We start from the raw sequence: 15,497 nt of genomic DNA, 5'->3' as shown, positions 1-15,497 counted from the left end.
ATTTTTTTATAATTTTAACAAAACCGTTACAGATTTTGCCAAGTTTCTTGGCATATCTACATCATTTCCAAGTCTAACAGCAACTTCTAGTGCTAAAAGTTGAGTGATTACCATCATTTCAAAAAATTCTACCATTGGATGATTTGCTAATGAAATTTTAACATAATCATCAGTTAATTCAATCTCTTCGCTTGAAATTGTTAAAACAGTAGCATCTCTTGCGACTAGTTCTTCAATATTTGATTTTGTTTTTTCAAAAAGTATATTTTTACTAAGAAGCGCTACTACAAAAAGCTCAGGGTCAGCTAATGCAATAGGGCCGTGTTTCATCTCGCCTGCCGGGTAGCCTTCTGCGTGAATATAGCTTATTTCTTTTAGTTTCAGTGCTCCCTCAAGTGCAAGAGGATAAAAAATATCTCTTCCTATAAAGAAAAATCCGTGTCCGTGAAGATATCTTTTTGAAAGCCTTTTAATTTTTTCGTGTAGTTTTGGATTTACTTTTGTGGATTCAATTGCTTGATTTATAATTTCATATTCGTTTTTATTTGCTAAATAATTGCTTAGCATCCATAAGGTCATAACTTGTGTAGCAAATGCTTTTGTAGAAGCTACTCCTTTTTCAATTCCAGCCCTAAGCAATATTGTCCTATCTGCAACTCTAACAATTGAAGAATTATCCACATTACATAAAGCAAGTGTTTTAAGCCCTGCTTTTTTTGCCATTTTAAGAGTTTCAAGGGTATCGGCTGTCTCTCCGCTTTGAGAAATTACTATAAAAAGAGTATCTTTACTAAGAAGCGGCTCTCTATATCTAAGCTCGCTTGCAACCTCTACATCTACTCTTATTTTTGCATCTCTTTCAATTAAATATTTCCCAACTAATCCTGCATGATAGCTAGTCCCGCATGCTGAAATAATTATATTATTAATCCCTTCAAAAAAGCTTTTGTCAAGCTCATCAAATATAATACCATCTTTTGTATTACGTCCTAGTGTATTTTCTTTTAAAACATCATATTGTTCATAAATCTCTTTTTCCATGTAAAATCTAAATCCACCTTTTTTGGCTGATTCTCTATTTGTAGGAAGAGGTTTAAAACTGAATTTCACTGTCAACATATCCGTATTCACCGTCTTCCAGATAATGTGCGCTGTTTGCATATCCCACAAGAGGCGCGTCGGATGAAGCAAAGAAAAATTTGTCTTCGTTTTTTGCTACAATTAAAGGACTTCCTTTTTTAGCAAAAAATATCTTTTGAGGCTCTTTCTTTTAGCTTTTCAAGTGTTTTTTTGAACGCTTCAAATGCATTGCCACTGTAAAAATGCTCAAAAAGTTTAACAATTACTTCTGTATCAGTTTGTGATATAAATGAAATATTCTCTTTTTCAAGCTCTTTTTTAATTTCTTGATAATTTTCAATAATTCCATTGTGAACAACCGCACTAAATTCTCCTATATGGGGGTGAGCATTAAGTTCAGTAGGTTTTCCGTGAGTTGCCCATCTGGTATGACCTATTCCAAGTTTCGGATTAATAAATTTTATATTTTTTAACTTAACTTCCAGGTTTTTCAGTCTTCCGACAGTTTTTATTACTTTAAGTTCCCCTTCGTCCATAACAGCGATTCCGGCACTGTCATATCCTCTGTATTCAAGTTCTTTAAGCCCTTCTATTAAAAACTCCTGTGGGTTTTTTATTCCTTTAACCCCTACTATTCCACACATATTAACCTTTCATATTTTCATACATGTAATTAGTAGCTTTTATAAATCCATCAATACTTCCGCAATCAAACCTTTTCCCTTTAAACTTATATGCTATTACCATTCCTTCATTTGCCTGCATTTTTATAGCGTCAGTCAGCTGAATTTCCCCGCCTTTTCCAGGTTTTATTTTTCTTAACAAATCAAAAATATCAGGAGTTAAAATATATCTTCCTATAATTGCTAAATTACTAGGGGCTTTGTCAACATCCGGTTTTTCAACCATATCGTCTACCATAATTACACCGTCTTCTATTTTTTTACCGGCTACGATTCCATATTTATTTACTTCGTTTTTATCCACTTCTTCCACAGCTATTATTGTGCATTTATATTTTTTGTAAAGTTTAACCATTTGAGATAAAACTTCCCCAACGCATAAATCATCTGCTAAAACAACTGCAAAAGGATTATTGCCAATAAGTGGCTCTCCAGTTAAAACCGCATGTCCAAGCCCTAACATCTCTTTTTGCCTTACATATGTAAAAGTGCATTTTTCTATCATTTCATTTGTTTCTTTAAGGAGTTTGGCTTTGCTTGAATCTTTTATTTTATCTTCAAGTTCAGGTGAAAAATCCAGATAATCCTCAATTGCTCTTTTATTTCTACCTGTTACAAATCCTATTTCAAAAATTCCCGCATTCATACACTCTTTAATACCATAATGAATTAAAGGTTTATTTACAACCGGCAGCATCTCTTTTGGAACTGATTTAGTTGCTGGTAAAAACCTTGTCCCATATCCTGCTGCCGGAAATAAAGCTTTTTTAATCATCTTTTCTCCTTATTCTAATAACATTAATCGTTTTTAGTTGGTCTTGGAGAATTTAAAACACATCCATATCCCAATCTAAACTATCATCAATTAAAAGTTTATCATCATTATTTTTGTGCATTTTTTTAAATGCTTCATCCCAACCTTTTCTGCTATTTATTGGATTATTGTTATTTTTTCATTTTCTTTCTACTTTTTCTGGATTTATTTTCTTTAGGTATTCTAATTGCCTGTGAATTCCCACTTATAAAAACTTTTGCTATTGCCTCCATATAAGAACCTTTTTTATTAAAAGTATATACAAATATACCATTCACAATTTACCACTCATAATTTACCACTCATAATTCAACATTCATAATTTATTTAGCTTTTTTTCCCACTCATACGCTGTTTTACAGATAAATTCCAAATTATCATATTTTGGCTGCCATTTCATTTTTTCTTTTATTTTTGTATTGTCTGAAATCAGCATTGCTGGATCTCCCGCCCTTCTCTTAGCATTTTCTACTTTAAAATCAACCCCGCTTACCTTTTTCATTGTATCAATTACCTCTTTTACACTAGCGCCCCTGCCGTATCCTACGTTAAAAATATCACTTTTTTCATTATCTAAATAATCAATTGCTTTAATATGAGCATCCGCTAAATCTACTACATGAATATAATCCCTTATGCAGGTTCCATCAGGTGTTGGATAATCATCCCCAAAAATATATATTTTATCTCTTTTCCCCACAGCACATTCGCTTGCCACTTTTATTAAATGGGTTGCATCTTTTGTTTTCTGCCCTATCATCAAATCGGGGCTCGCCCCCGCCACATTAAAATATCTAAAAATAACATATTTAAATTCAGGATTTGCTTTTGCTGCATCTTGAATTATTTTTTCGCTGAACAGTTTACTCTGTCCGTACGGATTTATCGGATTTGTAGGAAAATCTTCACTAATACCGACATTTTTTACTTTTAACTTTTCACTTTTCACTTTCATATCCGGTTCGCCGTATACCGCCGCAGTCGAAGAAAATATAAATTTTTTAGTACTATATTCATTGGCAAGTTTTACTAAATTTGCAGTATTTGCTGTATTGTTTAAATAATATTTTAAAGGCTTTTCTACACTCTCAGGCACAATCAGGCTTGCAGCAAAATGAATAATAACATCAAATTTTTTTGTTTTAAAAATACCTTTAATTTCTTTCCAATTACTCAAATCCGCTTGAATAAAATCAAAATTCCTTATAGTTTTTAATGTATCAATTGTATCTTTAAATCCTGTAACTAAACTGTCAATAACAGTCACATTATAATCACTGTTTTCTAAAAGCAGCTTTACAACATGACTTCCTATATATCCGGCCCCGCCGGTAACTAAGATAGATGTTAGATGTTTAATGTTAAATGTTGAATTTGTTTTCATTTTAGCCCTTTTTGATTTTTTGTAATGCTTTAATATTTTTAGTCAAAATATTGATTATTGAATCAATTTCTTTTAACAATTTTTTATTTTCTTCAAAATAACCACTATCATTTAATAATCTTAGCCAATATTTTGTTTCTCTTGCTTCTTTATTCACTATACTCATTTTTGAAACAAAATCTTTTTTAGTTATACCAGCTTGAGCTTCCTTTATATTTGCCAATTGAAGTTCCACATCTTAATAATTGTTTTGACATTATATATTCTTTTTTCACTTCAATTATATATTATTTTCTTTAATTTTTCCTTTCTTATTCATAATTTAACATCCAAAATTTCTCATTCATCATTTAACATTATATCATTCATCATTCATCATTTATAAAACCATCTATACCATTCCACAAACTTTTTAATTCCCTCTCTTACATCTGTATAAGGCTTATATCCTAAATCTTTTTGCAAATCAGTCGTATCGGCCCATGTGCTTGCAACATCCCCGGGCTGCATTGGAAGCAGGTTTTTTTTAGCTTTTTTACCAAGTACTTCTTCAATTGCCTCTATAAAATCCATAAGTCTAACCGGAGCGCCGTTTCCTATATTGTAAACTTTATACGGAGCCACACTCTCGCTCGTCCTTCCGTTCCACTGAGGATTTGGTTTTGGGGGATTGTCAATTACCCTTATCACCCCTTCGACAATATCGTCTATATATGTAAAATCCCTTTGCATATCGCCATAGTTATATACATCTATCGGTTTATCTAAGAGTATATTTTTTACAAATTTAAAAAGTGCCATATCAGGTCTTCCCCAAGGCCCGTAAACGGTAAAAAACCTCAGCCCTGTTGTAGGAATATTGTAAAGATATGAATATGTATGACTCATAAGCTCATCTGCTTTTTTTGTAGCGGCATACAGACTGACAGGATGGTCTACATTATCATCTGTTGAAAAAGGCTGTTTTTTATTTAGCCCGTATACGCTCGAGCTGCTTGCATACGAAAGAGCTTTTACTCCATTGTGTCTTATGGCCTCAAGTATGTTCATATGCCCTACAATATTTGAACTGATATAAGCATCCGGATTTTTAAGTGAATATCTAACCCCTGCCTGTGCCGCAAGGTGGCATACTTTATCGAATTTTTCTTTTTCAAAAAGCTTAAAAAGATTAAATTTATCTTCAAGGTTTAGTTTTATAAACCTGTAATTAGGATATTTATTAGATTCTACAATTTCGTTATATTCTATTTTTTCCTTGTCAATTCCAGCCTCATTTAACCTTGCATATTTTAAATTCACATCATAATAATCATTTATACAATCAAGCCCTACTACTTCATCTCCTCTTTTGGCAAGTCTGTTGGCCAAATGAAATCCTATAAATCCTGCTGTCCCTGTTACTAATATTTTCATATTCTTCCTTTTTCACTTATTTATTATTTATATTTATTCTTCCTTTTTCACTTTACATTTTTCATTTTTAACTTAAAATTAGTCTTTAGAATAAATATCCCTTGTGTAAACTTTATCTTTAATTGGCTCTAAATTTTCATCAATTCTGTTTGCTAAAATTACATCGCATTCTTTAAGTTCGCCCAAACTGTCGCTAAATTCAACATCCTCTATTTCATCCCCTTTTGCCTTTGGCTCATAAACTACTATTTTTACAAAAGGTTTTAACATTTCAACCACATCAAATATGGCGCTGCTTCTGAAATTATCGCTTCCCGCTTTCATAATGAGCCTATAAACACCGACTGTTTCCGGTTTTTTATCAAGTAATCTTTTTGCAATAAATTCTTTTCTTATTACATTGGATTCCACTATCGCATCAATAAGTCTCTGCGGAACGTTATCAAGCCTGTAATTTGCCAAAAGCTGTTTTGTGTCTTTTGGAAGACAGTATCCGCCGTATCCGAATGAAGGGTTGTTATAATGCATTCCGATTCTTGAGTCCAGACACACACCTTCAATTATTTCTTTTGTATTAAGGCCTTTTGATATGGCAAAATTGTCCAGTTCATTAAAAAATGAAACCCTCATGGCAAGATAGGTATTTGCAAAAAGTTTAACCGCCTCGGCTTCGGTATTGTTTGTAAAAACAAGCGGAATTGTCTCTTTATATGCGCCGTCTCTAAGTAAATTGGCAAATATCTCGGCTTTAGCGCTTTTTTCACCCACAATAATCCTGCTTGGATATAAGCTATCATATAAAGCCTTACCTTCTCTTAAAAATTCGGGAACAAAAAATATGTTTTTAAAATCAAATTCTTTTTTAATTCTTTCGGTATAACCTATCGGGATGGTTGAGCGGATTACTATTGTAGCTGATGGATTTATTTCTATTACATCTTTTATAACGCTTTCAATTGATTTGGTATTAAAATAATTGGTAACAGGGTCGTAATCCGTAGGAGTTGCTATTACCACATATTCAGCCCCCTCGTAAGCTTCTTTTTTATCAGTAGTGGCTTTTAGATTTAATTTTTTTGTCTGGAAAAACTCAGTTATTTCCTTATCTTCGATTGGAGATATTCTTTTATTTACCATTTCCACTTTCTCAGGGATTATGTCAAGAGCCACCACTTCGTTGTTTTGCGAAAGAAGTACCGCATTGCTTAGCCCTACATATCCTGTCCCGGCGATTGCTATTTTCATTTTATTTTCCTTATCATAATTAAAATTTTTTTCTTTTTATCTTTAAATAAAACTTTATTTTTTGTTACTAAATAATAAAACCTTAAATTTTTTTGCAAAAAACCGTTTTTTAATTTTATAATTTTACCCAAATTTTGAATAGGCTTTTTTTCTATTATTTTATCTATAAGATTTTTGGGGTACTCGGGAGAGAGTTTTTTGATAAATCTATTTTTTGAAACACATTTTTTATTTAAGCAAACACTGTTTTTGTAAATAGTAAATTCAACCGGAACACTGGCATCTTTATAAATTATAAGTTTTTTATAATTAAAGCCTTTTTCCAAAAATCCCTGATCAGCCGCTTTTACAAAAGGAGTGTCGATTACCGCATAAATCGTGGTTGTTTTTGTGGCACAACCAAAAATAAAAATGTAAAATGTAAAATGTAAAATGTAAAATGACTTTTTTAAACTAAATTTTTTGCCCATTGTCAATTTTCCATTATCTTATTTTTTTTATTTTATTTCTTGAAAGTTTATAAATCTTAGAAGGTTTTCCCTCAAAAAGGCCTCTTTTATTTTCCACTGTAACATCGGCTGTGTTTCTAGCCCACATTTCATCAAATTTTCTGCCGCTTTTATTGGCGGAAGTGGAATACATCCAGGAAAATTTTTTCAAAAACTCCAAATGTCTTTCATCTTTTACAATCCTGAAACTTTTTTTATTTGGATATATAAAAGTGGTTTTTTTACTTCTTCTTACCCTGTTTTTAAATTTATTGGGAACTCTTGCAAATTGTTTTAAAGTTTTTAAACTGTCCGCTTCTATTAAAACGGGCTGGTTTATAGGACGGTTTTTTATTTTATTTAATCTTTTTTTATCTCTAGACAAAAACCCAACGGTTGTATCTGTTTGAACTAAATATATTTTATTTGGATTCATTTTTTTATAGCAATTTCATCCATATCTTTAGCTTCTTTAAGTTTTGCTTTTTTTATTATTTTTTTAATTTCTTCGTTTTCTAAATATTTCATTTTTTCATATTCAATATTTGCTTTTTTAAGCTCATTCATAAGTTCATTTTTTCTGCTTTTTAAAAAAAGTATTTGGTTTTTAAATTTTTCAATTTCATTTCTTAAAAGATTCTGCTGTGTTTTAATTTGTGAAAAAAGAGAAAAATTTCCATTTTGAGGAGGAATTAAAGAAAAAAGAATATTTTGAAGTTCTTCTATTTTTTTATTAAGTTCGGTTATAGAATAATTTATTTTTTGTATATCTTTTTCAATTTTATCAACTTCTTGTTTTTTAACTTTTACAACTGCTGAAAATTTCGTTTTCAATTTTCACTTTCCATTTTTCCACCATAGCCGCTTTTGATAGCCAGGTGAGCGTAATTCGCTTTGCTCATTTTCGCTCATTTTCCATTTTCCATTTTTAACTTTACACTTTTCACTTGGCCTCTTGGAACTTGGCAACTCACAAATCACTACTCACCCCTTTCACCTAACTATTGTATCTTCCCTCTCGGCTCCCGTTGAAATATATTTTATTTTACAGCCTATTTTTTCTTCCAAAAATTCTATATATTTTTTGGCATTATCAGGTAAATCACTCCATTTTCTTGCCCCGCTGCTTCCGTCCCATCCAGGCAAAACCTCATAAACCGGTTTTACGTTATCCAAATCACTCGGAAAATAATCAAGTCTTTTTCCGTTTAATTCGTATCCCACACCCACTTTTATTTCTTTAAATCCGTCAAGCACGTCAAGCTTCATCAACGCCACTTCATCACAGCTATTAATAGTAATGGCGTATTTTGCCGCCACAACATCAAACCATCCGCATCTTCTAGGCCTTCCGGTGGTGGTACCGAATTCTGCTCCCTGTTTTCTTATTCTCTCTCCTTCTTCACCTAATTCCTCAGTAGGAAAAGGGCCGTTGCCAACCCGTGTTGTATACGCTTTTGCTATCCCTGTGACTTTATTCAGTTTTTTAGGGGGAATTCCGCTGCCGGTTAACGCTCCGGAAGCTATCGTGTTTGAGCTTGTAACATACGGATAAGTCCCGTGGTCTATATCAAGAAGTGTAGCCTGGGCACCTTCAAGAAGCATATTTTTACTTATGTTATCCCAAAGATATTTTGTAGTGTCTGTAATGTTTTCAAAAAGTTCCTCTTTATAAAAGATTAACTGTTTTTTAACATCGTCAATATCAGGAATTTTTACCCCGAGATATTCCAAATAGCCTTTGTTCATTTCATAATAATCACTCAGTTTTCCAATCAATTTGTCAATATCCTTAAGTTCACCCATCCTTACACCGGCTCTTGCAATCTTATCTGCATAGGCAGGGCCTATCCCCCTGCCTGTTGTACCTATTGCATTTTTACCCCTTAGTCTTTCGCGGGCCTTATCTATTGCTATGTGATGATCAAGTATCATATGAGCTTTATCTGAAATAAGCAGTCTATTTTTTATATTCTTATCAAATTCTTTTATTTCTTTTATAAGCTGGGGAGGATAAACCACAACCCCGTTGCCTATCACATTCACAGCGTTTGGATTAAGTACGCCGCTTGGCAGTAAATGAAGGGCGTATTTTTTACCGTCTAATACAACGGTGTGCCCCGCATTGTGCCCGCCCTGAGAGCGGATTACAACGTCATAGTTTTTTGCAACCAAATCTACTATTTTTCCTTTTCCCTCATCTCCCCATTGAAGCCCGACTATTAAATCAACCATTCATATCCTTTAAAAGATTATCCGTATAAACAGAAAAGCCTACACTTTCGATTCCGTCCACTTTGTATCTTCCGCCTTTTGCAAAAACAACATTATCTTTTATAAATCTGTAAAAAATTCCCGTATAATACCTTAAATTCGTTACATAAAGAGGGGCAATTATGTCTTCTTCGTTTGCAATATCTTTAATTTCTTTTAAGTATTTTTGGATTTCTTCCGGATAAACGCTTAAATCCTCCAAATCCTTTTTTGAATTTACAAAAAGAAGTTTTTGCAGCCAGGATTCGTTAAATTTATATATTCTCATTTTTTTTATATCTTCCAAATGAAGTCCCGTTAATTCACATACAATTCTTGGAATTTTAATATGTGAAATCTGAAGGGTGTAATTTTTGTTAAGCCTTTTAAAAATCTGTTTGTTTATATTTACAATTTCCTTTAAATCCCCTTCAAGCCATTCAGCACCTATTTGATATATTTCATGACTCGGATATCTGAAAACAGGCTGAATATAAAACCATTTTTTAGCTTCGGTTTTAAGCCTTTTAATAACAAGCCTTATTACATCGATGGAAGAATCGGCCCTCAGGGCCAAATTTCTATTTTGGGTATCGGTTAATTTTATAATATCTTTTTCACTTAATGCAATTTGCTGATGGTAGGAAAAATAGGGTGTGATTATTTCTTCGAACTCATTGGCATCAAAAACTTCACTTGCCACATTTTCTATTTCCCTTTTTATTTTAGCACTACTGCCGAAATAAAATCTGCTCCCGGACGGGATTTCATGTTTAAAAATCATCTATTTTCTCTCCTCGGTATATGTTCTGAGTGCACTGCCGTCATATTTTCTGATTCCAAGCTCATCTAAAGCAAGTTCAAGTGAATTAACAATATACTCCATTTTATTTTCTTCTATTATTCCCATATTGTTGATTCTAAAGAGTTTGCCTTTCATAAAATCCTGGCCTCCCGCAACATTGATTTCATATTTTTCTTTCAATATTTTTCTGATTTCCTCCACTTTTTCACTGTAAACCGCAGCCATTGAAGGTGCCGGCACCTGAGGAAAAACAGTAAGTCCTATTTCTTCAATAGCCGCAAGCAGTGCACTGTGTCTTTTAGCCGTTGTTTCATAATGCTTCTCAAACCCTATTTTCTCTAATTTTTTAAGCACTTCATTCAATGCAATAACCAGACTTGTTGCTGGTGTAAAAGATGTTGAGCCCTCACGCTGTTTTTTTATTTCATTTGCAAGGTTAAAATAAAATCCTTTTCCGCTTCCTATCCTTTCAACGGCTTTTTCACTGAAACCTAACATTGCAAGCCCCGGAGGAAGCATAAACGCCTTTTGGCTTCCGCCTACCAAAACATCGATATTTGCGGTATCTATATCTTCAACCCCCATAGCGGTGATAGCATCTGCCACTATTATGATATCGGGGTTTATCAGTTTAACTTCGGCCGCAATTTCTTCAACCGGATGCCTGAGCCCTCCCGCACTCTCACAAATCTGAATAAATATTGAATCTATTTCTTCATCTTCCTCGACAGCTGCAACAATATCATCTGCCGCAGCAGGGGTATCCCAGTCATATTTTATTTCCCTGAAAGGGATATTAAACGCATTGCAGATTTTTCCCCATCTTTCACCGAATTTTCCGGCATTTACTGTTAGGGCTTTTTGTTTTACAATGTTTGTTACAGCCGCCTCCATAGCCCCGCTTCCGGAACTTGTTAAAAATACGGCTTCGGGCAGATGGGTCACTTTTTTGAATCTTTCAAGAGTATCAAGCAGAATCTGTTTAAATTCAGGCGTTCTGTGGTGTATTGTCTCTTTTAAAAAAGTTTCCCTTACAAAATAAGGGATTTCAACAGGTCCCGGTGTTGCTAAAATCATTTGTTATCCTTTATTTTATTTATAATTTTTTCAGCGTCAAATCCGAAATATTTATAAACTTCACTTCCCTTTCCACTTGCGCCAAAACTTTCCATTCCAATCACCATATCGGCATATTTATACCATTCAAGCCCCCGTGCGGCTTCAATGGCAATAACTTTTCCTTTTAAGAGCCCTTTTTTAAATTCCTGTGTCTGTTTATCAAACAGATCAAAACAAGGCACACTTACAACCCTTGCATCAATTTCCTCAGCAACTTCCATTGCTAAATTCACTTCACTTCCGCTTGCAAGGAGTGTAACCCCGTCACCTTCTTTTAAAACATAAGCCCCCATGCTTAAATCAACATCTTTTGGAGTAATGTTTTTAAGCCCCTGACGGCTAAGGGCAAAAGCAACCGGTGCGTCGATATTAAGTGCCGTCTTCCAACAGTTTACATTTTCATTCGCATCTGCGGGTCTGAAAACATAAAGATTAGGAACAGCCCTAAGCGCCGTTAAATGCTCAACCGGCTGATGGGTCGGCCCGTCTTCCCCGAGTGCAATGGAATCATGTGTGAATATCCAGTAATTTTTATGTGAACTTAGCGCCGATATTCTAAGCGCTCCTCTTAAATAATCGCTAAATACCAAAAATGTGGCAGCGTAAGGCAAAAACCCGTATGCGCTAAAGGCATTGTTTATAGCCCCCATTGCGTGTTCCCTGATACCGAAATGTAAATTTCTCCCGTGAGGAAAATCATCTTCATCTTTTAAATGGGTGTTGTTTGACGGGGCCAAATCCGCACTTCCGCCAAGAAAAGACGGAACTGCCTTTGCAATTGCATTTAAAATTTCTCCGTTGCTTTTTCTTGTGGCAAGGCTGACATTTTTTTCAAATTCAGGCCATTTAATTTTACTAAAATCCCTGTTAAAAAATTCTTCAATTTCCTGGGTATTTGCTTTTTTTCTCCATTCGGCTTCTAATAATTCACCTTTTTCTTTTACACATCTGAACCTGACCAGTACATCATCAGGCACAAAAAAAGTTTTATCATCAGGAAATCCGGCTGCTTTTTTACTTTTCTTTATAACATCTTCACCAAGAGGCGCGCCGTGTGTTTTTTCGCTTCCTTCAAGCCCGACAGCACCCCTTGCGATAATTGTCTTTGCTATTATAATAGTAGGTCTTCCGTCCGTTTGAAGTGCTTTTTTAAGTGTTTTGGCAATATCTTCATAATCATGCCCATTCATTTCAAGCACTCTGAAATTTTGGGAAGCAAACCTTTTTTTAATATCGTCTTTAAATACTTTGCTGACCTCGCCTTCAATAGAAATATTATTACTGTCGTATATTAAAATCAAATCTTCAAGCCCTTCGCTTCCGGCAATTGAACAGGCTTCATAACTTATGCCCTCTTCCAAATCCCCGTCACCGCACAGACACCACACTTTATGGCTAATTTCCGGAAATTTTTTATGTAAAAATTTTTTGGCCATTGCAAAGCCTACGGCATTTGCCACGCCTTGACCAAGAGGTCCAGTTGTCACTTCAATCCCAGGAGTATGCCCGAATTCTGGATGACCCGGGGTAATGCTGCCAAGCTGCCTGAAATTTTTCAAATCATCCATTGTAATATCATATCCCCATAAATAAAGCATTGAATAAATAAGCGGCGTTGCATGCCCGCCTGAAAACACCAGTCTGTCCCTGTTTATAAAATGAGGGTTATGCGGGGTCAGATTGATAACTTCACTGAGCTCCACCATTATATCAGCTAGGCCCAAAGCGGCCCCGGGATGCCCCGAATTCGCCTTTTGCACCATATCAGCCGCCAAAAACCTTATTGTATCTGCCATTTTTTTNTTGCTATTTATTTTATCCTCCTTTATAAGAGACAGTATTTCTAAATATCTTAAGTATTCTCATAAGCTTCTTTAAAAGCTTAATCTATATAAACAACATAACTTTCAATAGCATTAACAGATTCTAATATGTCATCTAAAAAAAGAGATTTATCTCTATGCATTAATAATATCCTCTCTTATCATCTCTTTTGTAGCTAAATCAATTTTTCTTTTAAATTTATCTTCTAATTTATACTTTAAATCGAAATAGTTATCAAAAGTATGAAATTTATCTGATATAAACAATATCAATATCACTGTTTTTAGTATCTTCTCCCCTTGCAACACTTCCAAATCTTTATTTTCTTTTAATAACTCTATGCCTATTTAAATATTTACTTAAAATTTTTTCAAGCTCATTTTTTAAATTTTCATCAAAATTTTTTATTTCTTTTTCTATTTCACCTGCTAAATTATCCGCCTTTTTTCTTGCTTCTTCTTCTCCCAAAACAGTAACGAATGTATTTTTATTTTCATCCACGCCCGTTGTTTTCCCTGTTTTTGATGAATCAAGCAAATCAAGTAAATCATCTTGAATTTGAAATAAAAGCCCAAGTTTAAGTCCAAAATCATAAAGCCTATCGGCCAAATTAGGTTTATTTACAATAATAGCCCCCATTTTAAGAGATGCAGCTATCATTTTTGCAGTTTTATTTATATGTAAAAATTTAAGCTCATCCAAATTAAGCTTTTTATTTTCAAAATAACAGTCAACCGCCTGGCCTAAAACCATTCCGTTCGGACCTGCCGCATTTGAGAGGATTTTAATAAGTTCTATTTTTATATCATTATGCAACGGGGCTTTGCTTAAAACCTCAAAAGCATATGTATTTAAGGCATCTCCGACCAAAATAGCGGTTGTTTCATCATAAGTTGTATGAAGGGTTGGATGGTTCCGTCTGAGAGCCGCATTGTCCATTGCGGGCAAATCATCGTGAATTAAAGAATATGTATGAATAAGTTCAATTGCAAAAGCCGCATATTTAGCATTATCCGCTAAAAGCGGATTATATGCGTTTACCACCGCCAAAAGAAGTTTCGGTCTAAATCTTTTTCCTCCGGCTATTAGCATTTCGTTTAACGCTTTTTCAAAAAAGGGATGAAAGCTTTTGGCGCTAATTAAATTTTTTTTTATAAAGTCTTCCATTACTTACCTTAAGGGAATATTTAATATTATACCTTGAAAATTCAATGTAATTGTAACATTTTTATAAGTGGAAAGCACCTTTTTAAGCTCATTGAAAGAAGAAATTTTTTTGTTGTTTATTTTTATCAGTTTTGCTCCTTCTTTAATATAATATTTTTCTTTCAGATTATCCGGAAGTTTTATAACTGTTAAATTTTTATCTACAACAATTCCTAAATGCATTAGAGGTGTAAAACCGTATTCTTTTTTTCTAATCCTGATTTTATATATATGTTTGGCAGTTTTAATCTTTACAATATTTCCCGGTTTTCCAAGCAAAATATATTTTGAAAAAATCTGCGGAGTTGCCGGACGGGCATTTATTGAAATTATTTTTTCTCCCAGCCTGAGCCCTTTTACATAAAAAGGGTCAAAAGAGATGATTTTCATATTTTCATCAGTATCAATTCCCACATCCCCCCAACAGCCGTACTTTATAAAATGTTTAATATATTCACTTTTTATAAATCCGTCTGCCCTGCCTATCCCATAAGCCCTGCAGAACATATCTGAGATAACAGAATTTTTAAGTGTTTTTACACTGAGTTTTGCGGGGGTTAAGAAGTTCATATCCTCGGCAAAATTTCCCACATAAATTTTATTTTTTTTAATTGATGCCATCCACCATGCAAGCTTTGGATTATCATAAAATTTAATCGTTTTTTTATTCTTTTCTTTAATCAGGCACATTCCTGTAAAAGGGTCGTATTTTATGCAGTTTTTATTATCAAAAACTATACTTGAATTTTTAGAAACAGGTATTGACATTTCAATAAAAGAATATTTTTTAAGGCAGGGAGAAAAATCTATAAAAGCAAACAAAAAAAGGGGGATTATAAATATTATTTTTTTCATTGTCCCAAATTAAGCCCGCCGAACATATTGAGAGCCTGTGTTTTTTTATCTTCCAAAGCCATTTTAACAGCATCATTCACAGCACTCATAATTAAAATCTGCATTGATTCTTTGTCATCAAGCAGGGAATCATCTATTTTCAAATCTATTATTTCAAATTTTCCGTTTGCGGTTGCTTCAACCATTCCCCCTCCCGCCGCAGCGGTATATGTTTTAGTGTCAGCCTCAGCCATACTTTCCTGAAGTTTTTTCATCATTTCGTTTAAATCCATATTTCCAAACATTTTACTCCTTTAATAAAGATAACAGATACTGTTCTTTTAGA

At 33.7% G+C, this 15,497-nt stretch carries 15 protein-coding genes and 1 pseudogene; all 16 read right to left on the bottom strand.

What is annotated here, in order from left to right:
• Positions 1–6: 6 nt before the first annotated feature.
• A pseudogene (gene glmS / locus DZ64_RS14025) lies at positions 7–1,724 on the bottom strand (glutamine--fructose-6-phosphate transaminase (isomerizing)).
• Between the two features lies 1 nt (position 1,725).
• The gene (gene galU / locus DZ64_RS0104765; RefSeq protein ID WP_024789648.1) at positions 1,726–2,538 is read right to left on the bottom strand and encodes a UTP--glucose-1-phosphate uridylyltransferase GalU; all 813 of its coding nucleotides are present in this window, start codon (positions 2,536–2,538) and stop codon (positions 1,726–1,728) included.
• A 355-nt stretch (positions 2,539–2,893) separates the two neighbouring features.
• A complete protein-coding gene (gene galE, locus DZ64_RS0104755) occupies positions 2,894–3,961 on the bottom strand; it encodes a UDP-glucose 4-epimerase GalE (RefSeq protein ID WP_051429992.1) in 1,068 nt (355 codons plus the stop codon).
• A 1-nt stretch (position 3,962) separates the two neighbouring features.
• Complete coding sequence (locus DZ64_RS10675; RefSeq protein WP_201768469.1) at positions 3,963–4,196, bottom strand: four helix bundle protein; 234 nt, start codon at positions 4,194–4,196, stop codon at positions 3,963–3,965.
• A gap of 140 nt (positions 4,197–4,336) precedes the next feature.
• The gene (locus DZ64_RS0104745; RefSeq protein WP_024789646.1) at positions 4,337–5,377 is read right to left on the bottom strand and encodes an NAD-dependent epimerase; all 1,041 of its coding nucleotides are present in this window, start codon (positions 5,375–5,377) and stop codon (positions 4,337–4,339) included.
• Between the two features lie 78 nt (positions 5,378–5,455).
• Positions 5,456–6,622 (bottom strand): nucleotide sugar dehydrogenase, encoded by a 1,167-nt coding sequence (locus tag DZ64_RS0104740; protein WP_024789645.1) that lies wholly within the window; start codon positions 6,620–6,622, stop codon positions 5,456–5,458.
• Positions 6,619–7,092 carry a hypothetical protein gene (locus tag DZ64_RS0104735; RefSeq protein ID WP_024789644.1) on the bottom strand — a complete coding sequence of 158 codons (474 nt, stop codon included), beginning with the start codon at positions 7,090–7,092 and terminating at the stop codon, positions 6,619–6,621. The genes DZ64_RS0104740 and DZ64_RS0104735 overlap by 4 nt, the downstream gene beginning before the upstream one ends.
• A gap of 13 nt (positions 7,093–7,105) precedes the next feature.
• Entirely contained in the window at positions 7,106–7,546 is a 441-nt protein-coding gene (locus DZ64_RS0104730) for a Sua5/YciO/YrdC/YwlC family protein (protein ID WP_024789643.1), read from the bottom strand.
• Entirely contained in the window at positions 7,543–7,944 is a 402-nt protein-coding gene (locus DZ64_RS0104725; protein ID WP_024789642.1) for a flagellar export protein FliJ, read from the bottom strand. The genes DZ64_RS0104730 and DZ64_RS0104725 overlap by 4 nt, the downstream gene beginning before the upstream one ends.
• A gap of 159 nt (positions 7,945–8,103) precedes the next feature.
• A complete protein-coding gene (locus DZ64_RS0104715) occupies positions 8,104–9,345 on the bottom strand; it encodes an adenylosuccinate synthase (RefSeq protein ID WP_024789641.1) in 1,242 nt (413 codons plus the stop codon).
• Positions 9,338–10,147 (bottom strand): ATP phosphoribosyltransferase regulatory subunit, encoded by an 810-nt coding sequence (locus DZ64_RS0104710; protein ID WP_024789640.1) that lies wholly within the window; start codon positions 10,145–10,147, stop codon positions 9,338–9,340. Before DZ64_RS0104710 ends, DZ64_RS0104715 begins: the two co-directional genes overlap by 8 nt.
• Complete coding sequence (locus DZ64_RS0104705; protein ID WP_024789639.1) at positions 10,148–11,245, bottom strand: alanine--glyoxylate aminotransferase family protein; 1,098 nt, start codon at positions 11,243–11,245, stop codon at positions 10,148–10,150.
• A complete protein-coding gene (tkt, locus tag DZ64_RS0104700; RefSeq protein ID WP_024789638.1) occupies positions 11,242–13,101 on the bottom strand; it encodes a transketolase in 1,860 nt (619 codons plus the stop codon). Before tkt ends, DZ64_RS0104705 begins: the two co-directional genes overlap by 4 nt.
• Positions 13,102–13,429: 328 nt before the next feature.
• Positions 13,430–14,278 (bottom strand): polyprenyl synthetase family protein, encoded by an 849-nt coding sequence (locus DZ64_RS0104690; RefSeq protein ID WP_024789637.1) that lies wholly within the window; start codon positions 14,276–14,278, stop codon positions 13,430–13,432.
• A 3-nt stretch (positions 14,279–14,281) separates the two neighbouring features.
• On the bottom strand, positions 14,282–15,172 hold the full coding sequence (locus DZ64_RS0104685) for a hypothetical protein (protein WP_024789636.1): 891 nt from the start codon (positions 15,170–15,172) through the stop codon (positions 14,282–14,284).
• On the bottom strand, positions 15,169–15,456 hold the full coding sequence (locus DZ64_RS0104680; protein WP_024789635.1) for a YbaB/EbfC family nucleoid-associated protein: 288 nt from the start codon (positions 15,454–15,456) through the stop codon (positions 15,169–15,171). The genes DZ64_RS0104685 and DZ64_RS0104680 overlap by 4 nt, the downstream gene beginning before the upstream one ends.
• Between the last annotated feature and the right edge of the window lie 41 nt (positions 15,457–15,497).

The sequence above is a fragment of the Lebetimonas sp. JH292 genome, from assembly GCF_000523275.1.
Classification (GTDB): Bacteria; Campylobacterota; Campylobacteria; order Campylobacterales; family Nautiliaceae; genus Lebetimonas.
The sequence above is the reverse complement of the archived record's forward strand: the minus strand, read 5'-3'. Positions and strand labels throughout refer to the sequence as shown.

What these genes read in the sequence shown, in the direction of transcription:
- galU (WP_024789648.1), bottom strand. Translation starts at nt 2,538, where the DNA reads ATGATTAAAAAAGCTTTATTTCCGGCAGCAGGATATGGGACAAGGTTT.
- galE (WP_051429992.1), bottom strand. Translation starts at nt 3,961, where the DNA reads ATGAAAACAAATTCAACATTTAACATTAAACATCTAACATCTATCTTA.
- DZ64_RS0104745 (WP_024789646.1), bottom strand. Translation starts at nt 5,377, where the DNA reads ATGAAAATATTAGTAACAGGGACAGCAGGATTTATAGGATTTCATTTG.
- DZ64_RS0104740 (WP_024789645.1), bottom strand. Translation starts at nt 6,622, where the DNA reads ATGAAAATAGCAATCGCCGGGACAGGATATGTAGGGCTAAGCAATGCG.
- DZ64_RS0104735 (WP_024789644.1), bottom strand. Translation starts at nt 7,092, where the DNA reads ATGGGCAAAAAATTTAGTTTAAAAAAGTCATTTTACATTTTACATTTT.
- DZ64_RS0104730 (WP_024789643.1), bottom strand. Translation starts at nt 7,546, where the DNA reads ATGAATCCAAATAAAATATATTTAGTTCAAACAGATACAACCGTTGGG.
- DZ64_RS0104715 (WP_024789641.1), bottom strand. Translation starts at nt 9,345, where the DNA reads ATGGTTGATTTAATAGTCGGGCTTCAATGGGGAGATGAGGGAAAAGGA.
- DZ64_RS0104710 (WP_024789640.1), bottom strand. Translation starts at nt 10,147, where the DNA reads ATGATTTTTAAACATGAAATCCCGTCCGGGAGCAGATTTTATTTCGGC.
- DZ64_RS0104705 (WP_024789639.1), bottom strand. Translation starts at nt 11,245, where the DNA reads ATGATTTTAGCAACACCGGGACCTGTTGAAATCCCTTATTTTGTAAGG.
- DZ64_RS0104690 (WP_024789637.1), bottom strand. Translation starts at nt 14,278, where the DNA reads ATGGAAGACTTTATAAAAAAAAATTTAATTAGCGCCAAAAGCTTTCAT.
- DZ64_RS0104685 (WP_024789636.1), bottom strand. Translation starts at nt 15,172, where the DNA reads ATGAAAAAAATAATATTTATAATCCCCCTTTTTTTGTTTGCTTTTATA.
- DZ64_RS0104680 (WP_024789635.1), bottom strand. Translation starts at nt 15,456, where the DNA reads ATGTTTGGAAATATGGATTTAAACGAAATGATGAAAAAACTTCAGGAA.